This is a genomic window from Phocaeicola sp. HCN-40430 (assembly GCF_037890285.1).
Lineage (GTDB): Bacteria > Bacteroidota > Bacteroidia > Bacteroidales > Bacteroidaceae > Phocaeicola > Phocaeicola acetigenes.
This window is the reverse complement of the sequence record NZ_JBBKBS010000008.1, coordinates 84717-102492: the sequence shown is the minus strand read 5'-3', so window position 1 is coordinate 102492 and position 17776 is coordinate 84717. Positions and strand designations below refer to the sequence as shown.

The 17776-nt window shown below is 40.5% G+C and carries 15 protein-coding genes; 8 read left to right on the top strand and 7 right to left on the bottom strand.

All coding sequences use genetic code 11. The features are described from left to right. Positions 1-9 precede the first annotated feature (9 nt). Positions 10-726 (top strand): phosphatase, encoded by a 717-nt coding sequence (locus tag WKU26_RS05385; protein WP_340321183.1) that lies wholly within the window; start codon positions 10-12, stop codon positions 724-726. A gap of 2 nt (positions 727-728) precedes the next feature. After that, positions 729-1193 carry a low molecular weight protein-tyrosine-phosphatase gene (locus WKU26_RS05380; RefSeq protein ID WP_340321182.1) on the top strand — a complete coding sequence of 155 codons (465 nt, stop codon included), beginning with the start codon at positions 729-731 and terminating at the stop codon, positions 1191-1193. Positions 1194-1459: 266 nt separating this feature from the next. On the opposite strand, the gene WKU26_RS05375 is transcribed toward WKU26_RS05380, so the two are convergent. Further along, the gene (locus WKU26_RS05375) at positions 1460-3517 is read right to left on the bottom strand and encodes an HD family phosphohydrolase (protein WP_340321181.1); all 2058 of its coding nucleotides are present in this window, start codon (positions 3515-3517) and stop codon (positions 1460-1462) included. 84 nt (positions 3518-3601) lie between these two features. Between WKU26_RS05375 and gltX the strand changes: the two genes are divergently transcribed. The 3 genes from gltX to WKU26_RS05360 all read left to right on the top strand — a co-directional run bounded on the left by gltX (position 3602) and on the right by WKU26_RS05360 (position 7732). Continuing rightward, positions 3602-5119, top strand: a complete 1518-nt coding sequence (gene gltX / locus WKU26_RS05370) for a glutamate--tRNA ligase (RefSeq protein WP_340321180.1) — start codon at positions 3602-3604, stop codon at positions 5117-5119. Between the two features lie 12 nt (positions 5120-5131). Continuing rightward, entirely contained in the window at positions 5132-6352 is a 1221-nt protein-coding gene (locus WKU26_RS05365) for a 3-deoxy-D-manno-octulosonic acid transferase (protein ID WP_340321179.1), read from the top strand. A gap of 336 nt (positions 6353-6688) precedes the next feature. Beyond that, positions 6689-7732: a mannose-1-phosphate guanylyltransferase gene (locus WKU26_RS05360; protein ID WP_269877918.1), complete on the top strand. Its 1044-nt coding sequence runs from the start codon at positions 6689-6691 to the stop codon at positions 7730-7732. 98 nt (positions 7733-7830) lie between these two features. On the opposite strand, the gene WKU26_RS05355 is transcribed toward WKU26_RS05360, so the two are convergent. The 4 genes from WKU26_RS05355 to WKU26_RS05340 form a co-directional block, all read right to left on the bottom strand. Continuing rightward, complete coding sequence (locus WKU26_RS05355; RefSeq protein ID WP_340321178.1) at positions 7831-10206, bottom strand: TonB-dependent receptor; 2376 nt, start codon at positions 10204-10206, stop codon at positions 7831-7833. A gap of 82 nt (positions 10207-10288) precedes the next feature. Beyond that, positions 10289-10696: an HIT family protein gene (locus WKU26_RS05350; RefSeq protein WP_340321177.1), complete on the bottom strand. Its 408-nt coding sequence runs from the start codon at positions 10694-10696 to the stop codon at positions 10289-10291. Positions 10697-10750: 54 nt separating this feature from the next. Continuing rightward, positions 10751-11215 carry a transcription elongation factor GreA gene (greA, locus tag WKU26_RS05345; protein WP_340321176.1) on the bottom strand — a complete coding sequence of 155 codons (465 nt, stop codon included), beginning with the start codon at positions 11213-11215 and terminating at the stop codon, positions 10751-10753. Positions 11216-11391: 176 nt separating this feature from the next. Next, on the bottom strand, positions 11392-12537 hold the full coding sequence (locus tag WKU26_RS05340) for a DUF4369 domain-containing protein (RefSeq protein WP_340321175.1): 1146 nt from the start codon (positions 12535-12537) through the stop codon (positions 11392-11394). Positions 12538-12763: 226 nt separating this feature from the next. On the opposite strand from WKU26_RS05340, the gene pnp reads away from it, so the two are divergent. Continuing rightward, entirely contained in the window at positions 12764-14950 is a 2187-nt protein-coding gene (pnp, locus tag WKU26_RS05335) for a polyribonucleotide nucleotidyltransferase (RefSeq protein WP_340321174.1), read from the top strand. 245 nt (positions 14951-15195) lie between these two features. On the opposite strand, the gene rd is transcribed toward pnp, so the two are convergent. Together rd and WKU26_RS05325 are read right to left on the bottom strand one after the other, a co-directional pair. Continuing rightward, positions 15196-15360: a rubredoxin gene (gene rd / locus WKU26_RS05330; protein ID WP_340321173.1), complete on the bottom strand. Its 165-nt coding sequence runs from the start codon at positions 15358-15360 to the stop codon at positions 15196-15198. A gap of 71 nt (positions 15361-15431) precedes the next feature. Continuing rightward, a complete protein-coding gene (locus WKU26_RS05325; RefSeq protein ID WP_340321172.1) occupies positions 15432-16139 on the bottom strand; it encodes an SIR2 family NAD-dependent protein deacylase in 708 nt (235 codons plus the stop codon). Positions 16140-16269: 130 nt separating this feature from the next. Between WKU26_RS05325 and WKU26_RS05320 the strand changes: the two genes are divergently transcribed. Further along, a complete protein-coding gene (locus tag WKU26_RS05320; protein WP_340321171.1) occupies positions 16270-16854 on the top strand; it encodes an FKBP-type peptidyl-prolyl cis-trans isomerase in 585 nt (194 codons plus the stop codon). A gap of 24 nt (positions 16855-16878) precedes the next feature. Then, complete coding sequence (locus WKU26_RS05315) at positions 16879-17742, top strand: FKBP-type peptidyl-prolyl cis-trans isomerase (protein ID WP_340321170.1); 864 nt, start codon at positions 16879-16881, stop codon at positions 17740-17742. The last annotated feature ends 34 nt before the right edge of the window (positions 17743-17776 follow it).

Below are 17776 nucleotides of genomic sequence, written 5' to 3'. Positions count from 1 at the left end.
ATATAGTTTATGAAAAAAGTAGAATTAGATGTACATACACATACAGTAGCAAGTGGACATGCTTTCAGTACTTTGCAGGAAATGGCACAGGCTGCTGCAGAGAAAGGATTGAAAGTATTGGGTATCACAGAGCATTCGCCGGGTATTCCAGGAACGTGTAATCCTATTTATTTCCGTAATTTGCATGTAGTGCCTCGTCGGATGTATGGTATTGAATTATTATTAGGAGCAGAAATTAATATTATAGATACAAAAGGTACACTCGATTTGGATGAAAAGACCATGCAAATGCTTGATATCCGTATTGTCGGTATTCATTCGTTGTGTTACAGTCAGGGTACAAGAGAAGAAAATACGCAAGGTATGATAAATGCCATTGCTAATCCATATACTCATATTATCAGTCATCCGGGTGACGGAACAGCCCAACTCGATTTTGAACCTATCGTACTGGCTGCAAAAGAACATCGTACTTTGCTGGAAATAAACAATAGTTCATTGAAACCTTGCCGGAATAAAGCAGAGGCGAGAGGTAATAATTTAGAGATACTTCGCCTTTGTAAGAAATATGAAGTACCGGTTATTTTAGGAAGCGATGCACATATTTCTTTTGATATTGCCACTTATGACTATGTGTGGCAACTGGTGGATGAAACAGGTTTTCCGGAAGAACTGATAATGAACCTGAGTGTAGAAAAGTTTAAAGATTATCTGAATATAAAATAAGCATGAAGCGAATACTCTTTGTTTGTTTAGGAAATATCTGCCGGTCTTCATCGGCAGAGGAAATTATGCGTACATATATTAAAAGAGCCGGACTGGAGCATGAAATTGAAGTTGATTCGGCTGGTATCAGCAGCTTTCACCACGGTGAGCCGGCCGACGAGCGGATGCGGGCACATGCGGCACGGCGTGGCTATCACATTACTCATTTGTCCCGTCCGGTACGCACAGAAGATTTCTATAATTTTGACCTGATTCTTGGTATGGATGATCGCAATATCGATGCGTTGCGTGAAAAAGCACCGGATGTTGAGTCAGAACGTAAAATTCAACGAATGACTGATTATTGTCGGGTAAAGGTTGTGGATTATGTCCCCGATCCTTACTATGGCGGTGCGCAGGGATTCGAAAATGTACTCGATATTTTGGAAGATGCCTGCGAAGGCTTATTGGATGCTGTAAAACAATAGTTTTTGCATTTTAGGGCAAGCTTTTAAACAAACTGTTTATACGAAAATAAGGGTTGATTTACGTTACTTGTATCGAAGGCCGATGATACAAGTATCGTAAGCTAACGATACAAGTATCGAATGCTGATGATACAAGTCACGTTTTCGAACGTAATAACAGGGCATTTAAAACTTTATCAGACAGCATGAATTACTTTTAAATAAAAATGCCTTCATACTTTTTGATATGCTTTATTTGAAGCAAATAGAGTATGAAGGCATTTCTTTTATTTCTTAAGTTCCGGATAACTGATACGTGTGTGGTACATTGTTTTCAGTTTTTCCTTGAATACAGTTTTTACAGTGGCTATGTCTTTGAAAGTAATCGGACATTCCTTAAAATAGCCTTCTTGTACCTGACTGTCTATAATCTTGTCGACTAATGCCGAAATGCTTTCTTCTGTATATTCTGGTAAGCTGCGTGAAGCTGCTTCTACCGAGTCTGCCATCATCAGAATAGCCTGCTCTTTGGTAAACGGATTGGGACCGGGATACTGGAAAGCTGTTTTATCGACTTCTTCATCCGGGTGTTCGTTCTGATATGAAATATAAAAATATTTGGTAAGTCCAGCTCCATGATGAGTACAGATAAAGTCTTTTATAACCGTAGGAAGATTATACTTATCCGCCAGTTTCATTCCATCCGTAATATGGCTGATGACAATCTGAGCACTTTGTTTATAAGTCAATTGGTCATGAGGATTGACACCTGATTGATTCTCTGTAAAAAAGGCGGGATTGAGCATCTTACCTATATCGTGATACATAGCTCCCGTACGTACCAGTTGGCTGTTGGCTCCGATGCGGTTAGCAGCAGCAGCAGTGAGGTTAGCCAATTGTAAGGAGTGTTGGAAAGTACCGGGTGCTACTTCCGACATCTCCCTCATTAGTTTGTTGTTGATGTTGGAGAGCTCTACTAATGTTACGTTGGAAGTGAATCCGAAGGTCTTTTCCAATATAAACAGCAACGGATAAGTGAATAGAAGCAGAATTCCATTCAGGATAAAATTGATATACATATTCGTGCTGAGTTGTGCTATCGTACTGACGTGAATAAGGTCGAGTGCCAGATAAAGAATCGCATAAGACAGTGTCACGATAAAAGCACTTCGCAGAAGTTGCGACCGTTGTGATAATTCCCGAAGACTATAGATACCTGCCATACCTGCTACGGTTTGAAGTAAGATAAACTCATGCGGCGTACGCAGTACAATAGAGCATAGCAATATGGAGGTGATATGTGCCATAAAAGCGGTGCGGGAGTCGAGGAAAATACGTATAATAATCGGTATCATGGCAAAAGGAACAATATATACGTTAAGAAAAGCGTGTTCTACCATAATAAACGATATGATGGGGAAGATGACGATAATGCTGAAGAGCAGATATAGACATCTTTTCCGGCTGTAATAATCTTTGCGGAAAAGTTCCAGATAGGTAAAGAAAATACCAATGAGAATCGCTACAAACAAGATTTGTCCGAAAAGAGTAAGACGTTTCTCGGTAGTAGTCTCGCTTCGTTTGCTCCATTCTTTCTGGAGTGACTTTAAGATGTTGTAGGTTTGCTGGTTGATAATCTCTCCTCGGTCAATAATTTTTTGTCCGTTCATGACGAATCCGCTGGCCCAGGAAATGTTTGAAAGCAAATCCTGTTTGGCTGATTCCGATTTCTCTGCATCGTAAATCAAATTAGGAGCAATGTAATTGTTTAGGTTGCAGAGTTGTAACATCTGCTTATTGTAATGAATAGTATCTGACTTGATGAGTGTCTCATAAGCCTGTTTAATTGTATACAGATTGTTTATATCCCGTTGACTTGATATGTTTCTGTCCACAATCCGTATATGGAAAAAACTGTCTTTCCGCAAATTGGACAAATCATTGACACCGATTACTCCTTGTTCGTATATATCTTTCAATAGTCGTTCAATGTGATTTCTATATGTTGGATTAGGGATAATACGATAGAGAGTGCTGGCATAGTCATCTTTGAATTTTTTTATCATTTCATCACCAATCCTTTTGTCTAGTCCATAGTAAGGACGATAGGCAGCCATTACACTGTCTTGCTCGTGCTGTACTTGTTGCTCTTCTTTGTAGATTGGAAAATCGAATGAAGCCTGTAACAGTCCGTACTTCCAGGGTTTGTTAATATCAAATTGATAATTGAATTTACCTTCTCGTGGCAGGAAATAGACGAGTAGAGTTACTGTAGCCAAAAAAATGACGCATTTATATAGCAGTTCCTTGTATGAGAACTGACTTTCGGTTTGGAAACTTTTCATAATGAAGTATATTTTGGGTGCAAAATAAGAAAAAAACGGGAAAATTAGCTTAATTTTGCACTGTATTTTTAGATAGAAACCACTATGTCAGAAAGAAAAGTAAGAGTTCGTTTTGCACCCAGTCCTACCGGTGCATTGCATATCGGCGGTGTACGTACTGCCTTGTATAACTATCTGTTTGCCCGTCAGCATGGAGGAGAGCTGATTTTCCGTATTGAAGATACAGACTCAAATCGTTTCGTCCCGGGAGCAGAAGAATACATTCTCGAATCTTTTAAATGGTTAGGTATTCATTTCGATGAAGGGGTAAGTTTCGGAGGAAATTATGGTCCATACCGTCAGTCGGAGCGTCGCGATATTTATAAGAAATATGTACAGGTCTTGCTGGATAACGGAAAGGCTTACATTGCTTTCGATACTCCGGAAGAACTGGATGCAAAACGTAAGGAAATTCCAAACTTCCAGTATGACGCATCTACTCGTGGTGGAATGCGCAACTCTCTTACCATGAGTAAGGAAGAAGTGGATGCACTGATTGCAGAAGGCAAACAGTATGTAGTTCGTTTCAAGATTGAGCCAAACGAAGACGTACATGTACACGATATTATTCGCGGAGAAGTTGTGATTAATTCTTCTATTTTGGATGATAAGGTGCTGTATAAATCGGCAGATGAACTTCCTACTTATCACTTGGCTAATATTGTAGACGACCATTTGATGGAAGTCTCTCATGTAATTCGTGGAGAAGAATGGCTTCCTTCTGCACCTTTGCATGTACTGTTGTATCGTGCATTTGGCTGGGAAGATACGATGCCGGAATTCGCTCACTTGCCTTTGTTGCTGAAACCGGATGGAAACGGTAAGTTGAGTAAGCGTGATGGCGACCGTTTGGGATTCCCTGTATTCCCTCTGGAATGGCACGATCCGAAATCAGGAGAAGTTTCCTCGGGATATCGCGAATCGGGTTATCTGCCGGAGGCTGTAATCAACTTCCTTGCTTTGCTGGGATGGAATCCGGGTAATGACCAGGAGCTGATGTCCATGGATGAACTGATTAAATTGTTCGACCTTCACCGTTGTAGCAAAGCTGGTGCTAAGTTCGACTATGAAAAAGGTAAATGGTTTAATCACGAATATATCCTGATGAAGAGCGATGAAGAAATTGCCGGACTGTTTATGCCTATCTTGAAAGAACACGGAATAGAAGCTCCTATGGAAACAGTGGTTACTGTTGTAGGACTGATGAAAGGACGTGTCAGCTTCGTGAAGGAATTGTGGGAAACTTGTAAGTTCTTCTTTGTTGCTCCTGTAGAATACGATGAGAAGACCGTAAAGAAACGTTGGAAAGAAGATTCTGCAGAACGTATGTTGGAATTGGCCGATTTATTGGAATCATTAGATGATTTCTCATTGGCTCATCAGGAAGAAGTTGTGATGAAGTGGATTGAAGACAAAGGCTATCATTTGGGTAACATTATGAATGCGTTCCGTCTTACATTGGTTGGTGAAGGTAAGGGACCTCATATGTTTGATATTTCTGCTGTATTGGGAAAGGAAGAGACCGTAAGACGTATGCGCCGTGCTGTAGAGGTACTCAAATAAAAACCAAGTGTGATGATTTATAATCTGATTATATTTCTTTATGTAAGTGCAGTCCGTTTGGCTGCACTTTTCAGTGAAAAAGTATCAAAGATGGTGAAAGGACAGAAAGAGTCCTTTTCCATCTTGAAACAGCATATAGACCCCTCTGCCCGCTATTTATGGTTTCACGCTGCCTCTTTAGGTGAATTTGAGCAAGGGCGTCCTCTTATAGAAGCAATCCGGAAACAATATCCGGACTACAAGATTTTGCAGACTTTTTTTTCTCCATCAGGCTATGAAGTGAGAAAAGACTACAAAGGAGCCGATGTGGTTTGCTATCTGCCACTTGATACACCGGGAAATGTAAAGAAGTTTATCGACCTGGCACATCCGTACATGGCTTTCTTTATTAAGTATGAGTTTTGGAAAAATTATCTGGAAGAATTACATCGCCGCCAGATTCCGGTGTATAGCGTATCCTCTATCTTCCGTCCGGGACAAATCTTTTTCCGCTGGTATGGAGGATGCTATAAAGATGCCTTGAAAAGTTTTACTCATCTTTTCGTGCAAAACGAAGAGTCAGTTCGTTTGTTGAAGACAATTGGTATATCCAATACTACGATTGTGGGAGATACCCGCTTCGACCGTGTACTGGAAATCTGTAATCAAGCCAAAAATCTTCCTTTGGTAGAGCAATTCAAAGGAAATGCACTGACGCTTGTAGCAGGCAGTTCATGGGCACCGGATGAAGATATTTTTATACCTTACTTCAACAGTCATCCGGAGATGAAGCTGATAATAGCTCCTCATGTAATCAGTGAAAGCCATTTGAAAGAAATTATGGCGAAATTGAAACGCCCTGTGGTGCGTTATACTGAGGCGACAGAAGAAAATGTGAAACAGGCAGATTGCTTGATTATCGATTGTTTTGGACTTCTTTCTTCTATCTATCGTTACGGAGAAGTTTCCTATATAGGAGGAGGATTTGGCGTAAGTATTCATAATACACTGGAAGCTGCCGTTTACGGTATTCCTGTTGTTTTTGGACCTAACAATAAAAAGTTTCTCGAAGCACAAGGATTGAAACAATGCAAAGGTGGTTTTGAGATAACTGGAGCTGAAGAATTTAATGCCTTAATGGATAATTGGATAAAAGATCCTGCTTCTCTTGCTGCTTCTGGGAAAAATGCCGGAAACTATGTATCAGCCCATGCTGGTGCATTAGATAAAATCATGAAAACAGTACAGCTATAATATAGCTTTCAATATCATAGCCACAGAAACATGTTCTATTGTGTTTCTGTGGCTTTTTTAGTTTTCTATAGAAATAAATACTGATAAACTTTTTATTTATTTGTGTCTTGTCCGAAAGTTATAGCCCCCTGGGGTGTGGGCATATTATTTTCGTATAGTGCTTGTATGATTGTGGATGAAAGCATACGAAGTACTTTGCTAAGAGTTATAATATAGTAGGAGCCATATCGTTTCTTTTAAAAAAGCAATTTTCTAACACTATTTAAAGGCCTTTATGCTGGATTCTTCTAAAATAAAACTTATCTTAGCATAAACTTTAAAACTGATTCTTTTATCATGGGCAATAATAATTTTTATTGTGTAATTATGGCTGGAGGTATGGGGCGACGCTTTTGGCCTTATAGCCGTAAATCACTACCTAAACAGTTTCTTGACTTTTTCGGAACCGGACAAACGATGTTGCAGCAAACGTTTGAAAGATATAAACAGATTGTAGCGGTAGAGAATATTTATATCACTACACATCGTGATTATAAGGATTTGGTTTTGCAAATGCTTCCTGAAATAAAAGAAAATCAGTTGATTATTGAAGAAGAAAGAAGAAATACTGCTCCTTCTATTGCTTACGCTTCTCATGTAATACAGAAGATTAATCCTGATGCTACAATTGTAGTGGCACCGGCTGATCATTTGATATTAAATGTAGAACGCTTTCGGGAAGCTATTCTGAAAGGACTTGAGTTTGCTTCGCGTACGGATAAACTGATTACACTCGGTATAAAGCCGGCAAAGGCAGAAACAGGATATGGATATATACAAATCGATGAAGAGAAAGAGGGTGATTTCTTCAAGGTAAAGACCTTTATAGAAAAACCGGCAAAAGAATTTGCCGAGATTTTTGTGCAAAGCAATGAGTTCTATTGGAATTCAGGCATTTTTATCTGGCATGTGAATACCATTCTAAAAGCATTTCATGAAATGATGTCCGAAATCTGTCCACGTGTGGAGTGCGATGTACCCGACTTTACTTCTTGCCCTAATATCTCTATTGATTACAGTATCATGGAGAAGGCTAATAATGTGTATGTACAACTTTGCGATTTTGGATGGGCTGATTTAGGTACATGGGAATCGCTGTATGAAACGTCTCCTAAAGATCACGATAAGAATGTGATAATCAATAGTAATACATTACTGTACGATTGTAAAGATAATGTAGTTCTGATGCCGGAAGGTAAATTGGCTGTGATACAGGGATTGGAAGGATATTTGGTTGCAGCTCGCGATAATGTGCTTCTCATTTGTAAGAAAGATGATCATAATGCCATCCGTAAGTTTGTAAATGATGTGGAAATGAAGTTTGGAGAAAAGTTCTCCTGATTCTTTATATATAAGAAAAGACAAAGGGACTGTTTCGCAGCTTGCTGCCGGAACAGTCCCTTTGTCTTTCTAAAGTATCTTGTTATCTATTGGGTAGATTAGTATTCAAAAGTGATGCCTAAAGTGGGAAGCAATGTGCCACTTTCCTGCTTGATGTATTTCATTACATAGCGTTGTTCGGATGGAGCTGCCGAAGGATTCTCTATAGTACCTGTACTCATCAGTACGTCGGGTTGTTTCAGTTTGCTGGCAGTAATATTCTGTATGTCCAGATAGATTCCGAACATGCATTTCTTCCAGTAAAAAGTTTTATCTACGCGGACATCCAGCTGTCCGAAGAAAGGAAGGCGTTCTGTATTGTACCGGCTGTAGTCATAGTATGCTTTTCCCTGTGCATTCCATGCTTCTACAAGTGACGACTTTTCTTCATCATATGGAGTATAAGGAGCTCCTCCTATGCAGCTTGCTTTCATTCCGATACTCCATTGTTTGGGAAGACTATAGGTACCACTCACATTGAAGATGAAACGGTTATCCCATGCCGATGCAATATAGCTTTCATTTTCTTTCGACTTGAATTCACTTTTAAAGAGGGTGAGGGAAGAAGATAGGTTCAGTTTCTGGGCCACTAACCACTTGAACATCATTTCTACCCCATAGGAGCGTCCTTCTGCATCCGATCGCAGTGCTTCGTTTCCTATTACCCCGTAGTCGTTACCTTTACAGGAAAGAGGGATTCCATCGTTTATGGAGAAAGGCATATGCTTGTATTGTTTGTGAAATCCTTCTATAGACAGTTCCATTGTTTCGTTAGGATTCCAAGACAGTCCGAGACTTTTTTGTGAAACAGATATATAGTCTAGATTCTGATTAGTGTAAGCTCGTCCCTCTTTTTTAAATCCTAAAGCAGTATATGGCGGAAGTTGATAATATTGTCCCAGATGTCCACTTAAGAACAGACCTTCTGCCAGCCGATAAGAAACAGAAAGGCGTGGAGAAAGCTGCTTCCACATTTCTTTCATTTTATCACTGTAGTTATTGCCATCGGCCCGGACTCCCAGTGAAGCTGTAAACTTCTCGTCTGCCGAGGTATAATCAATTGAAGCAAATATTCCCCAGCGTAGCATATTCAGATTGGTCTTATAGTCGAACACATGAATTTGGTCTGTGAATAACTGCTGATAACTGTTCTGGTCATATTGTGAATAATTCAGTTCGGCTCCCAGATTCACTTTCCATACACTCCAGTTTGAAGTATTCTCCATTCTTATCTTGGTTTCCTGTTCTATGGAGCGGAGACGTAATGTCAGGTTGTCTTCCGAACTTTCATCATTATCCCGGTATTTCAGGTTACGGTTATTCAGATAACTGTGACTGACAGTAATGGTCTGTATATGCGGACCACCATAGTGGCGGTAGACACTTCCTAATGTAAATGTTTCCTGTTCTATTTTAGGCAAGTATCCCAATATATATTCGGCATCTTCACCTTCAATATCAAAGTTCAGTTTCATTCGGTCTATACCTCCCAGGCCTAAAACTGTCAGCTCATGGTGCGGATTGAAGCGTGTTTTTATCTTAAAGGAAGCATCTGTATAAGCCGGAAGGAGAGGTAATCCCAGAACTTTGAACAGCATTTGCAGATAGGATTGGCGTACTGATACCAGATAAGATGTTTTTTTGCCTAAATGTCCGTTCGAGGTCAGGGCTACTTCCGAAGCTCCTAATGTGGCTTTTACGGAGTTGTGTTCCATATCTCCGTCTCGCAGACTGAAGTCGAGTACAGAACTCAATGCATTTCCTCTGTTGGCCGGGAAGGCACCGCTATAAAACTCTACGCTTCGTATCAGGTCGGCATCAATCAGACCAACCGGACCTCCGGAGGCTCCTTGTGTGCTAAAATGGTTTATATTAGGTATTTCCACTCCGTCCAGATAGAAACGGTTTTCAGAGGGACCTCCACCACGGACAATTAAATCATTACGGTATCCGATGGGAGAAAAGGCTACTCCCGGATAATTCTGTACAACACGGGATATATCGCGATTAGCTCCTGGAGCTTTTTCTATTTCTCTTAGCCCGATGACGCGTAGACTTACCGGACTTTCTGCTACTCTACGGAAAGGAGAAGCGGTAATGGTTACGGCATCTAAGGTCAGTTCATCTTCCTCCATTTCTATTTGAATATGTGGGGTAATATGATTTACCCGATATTCTGGAGTAAGTACGGTTTTGTATCCCAGGCTGGAAGCTTGTAGACGGTAAATGCCGGGAGGTACCTGTTCTATAGTAAAAGTTCCTTCAGAGTCGGTAGAGGCACCGGAGTTTAGTCCTACTACCAATACATTGACAAACTCTAACGGCTCGCGTGTACGTTTGTCTATCACACTGCCTTGTATCTTGTAAGTCTGTGCTAGGGAGGGGAGCCAGGACATGAAAAGAATAAATAACAGAAGGAAGTAGTTCTTTTTCATAGTGAATCTTTTTTGCAAAGATACGAAAAAAGCCATCCCAAACGGTAAGGGACGGCTTTCATATATAGTTAAGGAGGAAAAATTATTGGGCATTATCTGTCCATGCTTGCTGAATGGCTTGAGCGATGGCTTTAAATTCTTCATCGCTCAGTTTCAGTTTCGGATTAGAGAAGATCATATCCGACTCTTTTTGTATAGGAATCAGATGAATATGAGCATGTGGAACTTCAAGTCCGATGACAGCTTCTCCTACCTTTTTGCATGGAAATGCTTTTTGGATGGCAGCTGCAACATATTTGGCAAAGACATGCATTGCTGCAAGCTCTTCATCACTCAAGTCGAAAATATAGTCGACTTCTTTTTTAGGAACTACGAGTGTGTGTCCTTTTACCAGTGGATTGATATCCAAGAATGCGTAGAAATTTTCATTCTCTGCTACCTTGTAGCTGGGAATTTCACCTGCAATGATTTTACTGAATATTGTTGCCATAATGGTATGGTATTAAAAAGGCAAGCCTGCATAAAGCAGACTTGCCTTTGTTGATTAAAATGATATACCTGTAATTTCCAAGCTAATTGTACCCTGTGGAATAGTAATTTCTGCTACATCACCCACCTTTTTACCCAAAAGGCCTTGTGCAATAGGAGTAGTAACAGAGATCTTGCCCTGTTTAAGATTTGCTTCACTTTCTGATACGATAGTATAAGCCATTTTCATGCCGGTCTTTACATTCTTCAACTCTACACGAGTCAGGATCTGTACAGTATCGGCTTTCAACTTGGAAGTATCGATGATTTTTGCGTCACCGATAGTTGCTTTCAGCTGGTTGATTTTCATTTCCAACAAGCCTTGTGCTTCTTTTGCAGCATCGTATTCTGCATTTTCCGACAAGTCTCCTTTGTCACGAGCCTCGGCAATAGCAGCTACGATTTTCGGGCGCTCTACCGATTCTAAGTGTTTTAATTCGGCAACCAGTTTCTGGTAGCCTTCTTCTGACATGTAAGCCATAATTTTCTCCTTTTTTATTTGTTATTACTAATTTTTCTATCCTATAAACAAAAAAGAATCCCGACATGTAAACAATGCCGGAACCCTTTCTTATTTTGTATCTTTGACAAAGATAGGTCTTTTTATAATATCTGTCAAGTATATAATCGAGCTATTTTAGCATGCTTTTCAACATATTATAATAATTTCTTAATTGCTTCTTCCAAATTGGTTTTTTCGCCGATTCTTACACTTAACACATTCTCACGGTTCACAAGAAAAGCGGTTGGAAGCTGTGTTACTCCATATATGTTTGCATAAGTTGAGTACGGTCCTTGTGGGTCGCGTACGCAAATCCATGGCAGATTATCGGATGCTGTTTTCCAGAAGTGTTCGTCTGTATCCAATGAAATCTGATAGATTTCCAAGCCCTGTGAAGCATATTTCTGATACAATTCGCGAAGTGTCAAATTGTGTGCTCCCGATGCCGCGTTGGCATACACTGTAAAGTCTATCAGCACGACCTTTCCTTTTAAATCGGTCAGATGTCGGATATTTCCTTTTATGTCCATAAGAGGAATATCAATGATAGAGGCCTCCTGTATTTTGTCTTCAGGAATTTCCAGAGGTTTGGCTTGTGGAGTACGGGTATTTTTCATTCCCTTGATTACCATGTTATACAGATTGCGGGAACGGTCTGCATGAGGATACATGTTGTTCAGACTGGTAGCTACAGCAGCAAAGCATTTGATGTCTTCTTTGTCGTTCAACGGGTCGAAAATCATCAGTCCGTTGAGCTGCTGGAACAGGGCAAAGTAAGAATACGGTTTGTTAGGACCGGTAAAGATGTAATTCTTCTTTACCTTTTCCTTATAGGCATTTACCATTTGTTGCAGGCTGTCCTGTACCACTCCGATAGGAAGTCCTGATTCTCCTAATTGATTGACTTTCTGCTGTAAGTCTGCTTGCAACAGGACCAGCTCTTTAATCTTTTCGTTATTTTCTGAATTCTCAATCTGATAATCGGTTGCGAATTTATTGAAGTCGGCATGAATAGTGACGGTTTCCGTAGAATCAACGGTAAAGTTGATTACCTGTTCTCCGATGCGTAAACGGTAAAAATCGGGTGATTCGGGACGTGCACCTGAAAAAGAAAATGCACCTTTGTCATTAAGTTTAACGGAGTCGATGGTTACGATACCTTCCAGACCTGTTTGTTCAAAATACAACATTTTGTCTGTAGCTTGTGCTACTTCACCTTCTACTTTAAAAGCAGGTTCGTTGTTGCAGGCAACCAGCCCTGCCGACAGCAATGCGGCTGCGATATAAGCATTTTTCTTCATTATCAGTTCTCATTATATTCGATTTGCAAAGATACGGCTTTTCATGACTTCACAAAGTTTTTACTGTTTCTTCTTGCTTTTTCCCCTCTGTTTTTGCCTTGAAAATCATCAATAAATGTATAAAAACAGATTATAAATGAAAGTTTTATCTAATTCCCTCCTTTGTTAATATATAAATGCCTATCTTTGCGCGTATTTATGATGAATTTACATTAAAACATTTTTTATGATCAATCCTATTGTTAAGACGATCGAGTTGGGTGATGGAAGAACCATTACGCTCGAAACGGGAAAGCTAGCAAAACAGGCAGATGGTGCTGTTATGCTACGCATGGGTAACACCATGTTGCTGGCTACTGTTTGTGCAGCAAAAGATGCAGTTCCCGGTACAGATTTTATGCCGCTTCAGGTGGAGTATAAAGAGAAATATTCAGCGTTCGGACGTTTTCCTGGAGGTTTTACCAAACGTGAAGGAAAAGCTTCGGATTATGAAATTCTGACTTGCCGCCTTGTAGACCGCGCATTACGTCCGTTGTTCCCGGACAACTTCCATGCAGAAGTATATGTAACAATTAATATGTATTCGGCAGACGGAGTGGATATGCCGGATGCTTTGGCTGGTCTGGCTGCTTCTGCAGCTTTGGCTGTATCAGATATTCCATTCAACGGTCCGATTTCAGAAGTTCGTGTGGCACGTATCGACGGACAGTTCGTTATCAATCCTACTTTCGAAGCATTGGAAAAAGCTGATATGGATTTGATGGTAGCTGCTACTTATGAAAATATCATGATGGTAGAAGGTGAAATGGACGAAGTTTCTGAACAAGACCTTCTCGAAGCAATGCGTTTTGCACACGAAGCGATCAAAGTACACTGTAAAGCACAGATGGAACTGATGGAAGAAGTGGGTAAGACTGTAAAACGTGAATACTGCCACGAAGAAAACGACGAAGACTTGCGTAAGGCTGTTCACGAAGCTTGTTATGCAAAAGCATACGAAGTTGCTGCTTCAGGCAATAGAAACAAACACGAACGCCAGGAGGCTTTCGACGCTATTTGTGAAGAGTTCAAGGCTCAGTTTACTGAGGAAGAGCTTGAAGAAAAAGAAGGCATGATAGACCGTTACTACCATGATGTAGAAAAAGAAGCAATGCGCCGCTGCATCTTGGACGAAGGCAAACGTCTTGACGGCCGTACTACTACAGAAATCCGTCCTATCTGGTGCGAAGTAAGTCCGCTGCCTGGTCCTCACGGATCTTCTATCTTTACACGTGGTGAAACTCAGTCTTTGAGTACTGTAACATTGGGTACTAAGTTGGACGAAAAGATTGTAGACGATGTACTCGATCAGCATAAGGAACGCTTCCTGTTGCACTATAACTTCCCTCCGTTCTCTACAGGTGAAGCAAAAGCACAGCGCGGTGTAGGTCGTCGTGAAATCGGTCACGGCCATTTGGCTTGGCGTGCGCTGAAGGGACAGATTCCTGCAGATTATCCTTATAGTGTACGTGTGGTTTCCGATATTCTGGAATCAAACGGTTCTTCTTCTATGGCTACTGTATGTGCCGGAACATTGGCACTGATGGATGCCGGTGTACCTATCAAGAACCCGGTATCTGGTATTGCAATGGGATTGATCAAGAATGCTGGAGAAGAAAAATATGCCGTATTGTCTGATATCTTGGGCGATGAAGACCACTTGGGTGATATGGACTTTAAGGTAACCGGAACAAAGAATGGTATCACTGCTACTCAGATGGATATCAAGTGCGACGGTTTGACTTATGATATTTTGGAAAAAGCATTGCTTCAGGCTAAACAAGGTCGTGAATACATCTTGGGTAAACTGACAGAATGTATTGCAGAACCTCGTGAAGACTTGAAACCACATGCTCCGCGTATCGAAACAATGACTATTCCGAAAGAATTTATCGGTGCTGTAATCGGCCCGGGCGGAAAGATCATTCAGGGTATGCAGGAAGAAACCGGTGCTACTATTACTATTGAAGAAGTAGATGGAGTAGGACGCATTGAAGTTTCTGGCAACAATAAACAGGCTATCGACGATGCAATGCGTTTGATTAAGGGTATCGTTGCAGTGCCTGAAATCGGTGAAGTATACAAAGGTAAGGTACGTTCTGTAATGCCTTACGGTGCATTTGTAGAATTCTTGCCGGGTAAAGATGGCTTGCTTCATATCTCTGAAATCGACTGGAAGCGTCTGGAAACAATCGAAGAATCTGGTCTGAAAGAAGGTGACGAAATTGATGTGAAGTTGCTGGATATCGATCCGAAGACCGGTAAATTCAAACTTTCTCATAAGGTGTTGTTACCTAAACCGGAAGGTATGAATGCGGGTGAAGGACAGCCTAAACGTGAAAGACGTCCTCAGCACAATAAAGAGCAGAAATAAACTTTGTTTATATATGTTATAGTAAAAGATTCCCTGATTCCTGTAGGATTGGGGAATCTTTTTTTATTCTTATTCTTCTGTTAGTAAATAGCATCTATAGCGATGCCATTGTTTGCAGATTATAAGCAATGTCGAACAGCTTTATTCGTTGCATCATATTTATGCAATTGGAAATAAAGACAGGTATAAAATGACACAAGGCTGTTTTCATATGAAAACAGCCTTGTGTTGTAGTATAATGCAATTTATTCTTCTACTACCTGGAAGTCTTCCTTGCCTACTCCGCAAACGGGGCATACCCAATCTTCTGGAATATCTTCGAACGAAGTTCCCGCTGCGATACCGCTTTCCGGATCACCAGTTTCAGGATCATATACCCAGTCGCATACAGTGCAAATGTACTTTTTCATAATCTATCTTTATTTTTGAGTTAATATTAATAATACTGTCTTTTCTAAAAACAAATATAGAAAGAATTTGTTTACTTTCTATCTTTTAATAAAATCTTTTTTAACTCATAAACTCCTTCCGAAGCTCCTTCCCGAATCACATTGACTTGTCTGCCGGAGTTGATTTTTACTTCTTTCGGGTCGATCAGGTACACCGGTACTCCATAAGGAACATAATTCAGTAATCCTGCGGCCGGATATACGTTGAGTGAGGTGCCGATGATAACGAAGATATCCGCCTGCTCGGTATAATGAATAGCTGTTTCAATCATAGGAACGGCTTCGCCAAACCATACTATAAACGGACGAAGCTGTGATCCATCCTCAGCCGTATCGCCCATTTTGACTTCATACTGTTCGGGATTAAGCTCTTTAATATAGTCCGGGTTATTAGGTTGGTAGCTCGAAGTGACTTTGGTCAGTTCACCATGCAGATGGACTACGTGTGTACTTCCGGCCCGTTCATGCAGATTATCTACATTCTGTGTAATGATGGTTACATTGAAATTCTGTTCCAGCTCCGCGAGTAGCTCGTGTCCCCGGTTGGGCTTTACTTCAAGCAACTGTTTACGCCGTTCGTTGTAGAAGTCTATTACCAGTTTAGGATTTGCCGCATATCCTTCGGGAGTGGCGACTTGTTCTACCGGATATCGTTCCCACAGTCCGTCGGAATCGCGGAAGGTACTGATGCCACTTTCAGCACTCATACCGGCTCCTGTTAATACAACTAAGTTTTTCATCTTTATACCTTTATTTATATAATACACAAAAATAAGAAAATTTAATCGCTTGAAGCGGCTCATATTCAAAGAAAAAAGATACCTTTGCCACGTTTGTTAAAAAGAATGATATATTAAATAAAATTCAATCATGGATAAATTCAGTTACGCCATTGGTCTGGGAATAGGCCAGAACTTACTGAGCATGGGTGCTCGCGGTATTGAAGTAAACGACTTTGCACAGGCTATCAAAGACGTATTAGAGGGAAACCAGACAGCTATCACGCATACAGAAGCTCGTGAAATTGTAAATAAGTATTTCACAGAACTGGAAGAGAAAATGAATGCGGAGAATATTGCTAAAGGAAAGGCATTCCTCGAAGAAAACAAGAAGAATCCTAATATTGTAACATTGCCAAGCGGCTTGCAGTACGAAGTAATTACTGCCGGAAACGGTAAGCAGCCTAAGGAAACAGACCGTGTACGTTGCCACTATGAAGGAACCTTGATTGACGGAACTTTGTTCGATAGTTCTATCAAGCGTGGCGAACCGGCTGTGTTTGGTGTAAATCAGGTAATAAAGGGATGGGTAGAAGCTTTGCAGCTTATGTCGGAAGGTGCAAAATGGAAACTGTATATTCCTTCTGATTTGGCGTATGGTGCACAAGGTGCCGGAGAAATGATTCCTCCTCACAGCACACTGATTTTCGAGGTTGAATTGATTGAAGTATTATAATTAAAAATATAAAAATAAAAGGTAATGAAAAAAGGTACAGTAATAATGATGCTGGCTGCAGCTGCAGGTTTGGCATCATGTAGCTCTCAGGGCCCAAAGGCAAATATGAAAAGTGATGTAGATACTTTGTCTTATATGTTGGGTATGACTAACTCTCAGGGATTGATGGACTATGCTACCGGACGTTTGGGAGTAGATTCTGCTTATGTAGCAGACTTCATCAAAGGTATCCAGCAAGGTACTACTGTAGAAGATGCTAAACAGAAAGCATATTTGGCTGGTATGCAGATTGGTTTGCAGATTAGTGGTGAAATGTTTGATGCTATCAATAATCAGGTGTTCAGAGGTGATTCTGTAAACAAATTGAACAAAGAAAACTTCTTGGCAGGTTTTATTTCTGCAGTAAAAGAAAAAGGACTTGTATCTGCTGATTCTGCAAGAATGTATGTTCAGGAACGTACAGAAGCAATCAAAGAAAAAGCATTGGCAGAAAAATATGCTGACTACAAAAAACAGAACGAAGATTTCTTGGCAGAAAACAAAGGTAAAGAAGGAGTTAAGACTACACCAAGTGGTTTGCAGTATAAGGTGATTACAGAAGGTAAGGGTGAAGTGCCTGCCGATACTTCTCGTGTAAAAGTTCACTATAAAGGAACTTTGATTGACGGTACTCAGTTCGACAGCTCTTACGACCGTAAGGAGCCTACAACTTTCCGTGCTAATCAGGTAATCAAGGGTTGGACAGAAGCTTTGACTATGATGCCTGTAGGTTCTAAATGGGAACTTTATATTCCACAGGACTTGGCATATGGTTCAAGAGAAGCTGGTAACATCAAACCTTTCTCTACATTGATTTTCGAAGTAGAATTGCTGAGCATCGAAAAGTAATTTAGCTTTAAAATATAAATAAGGAATCTGCAGA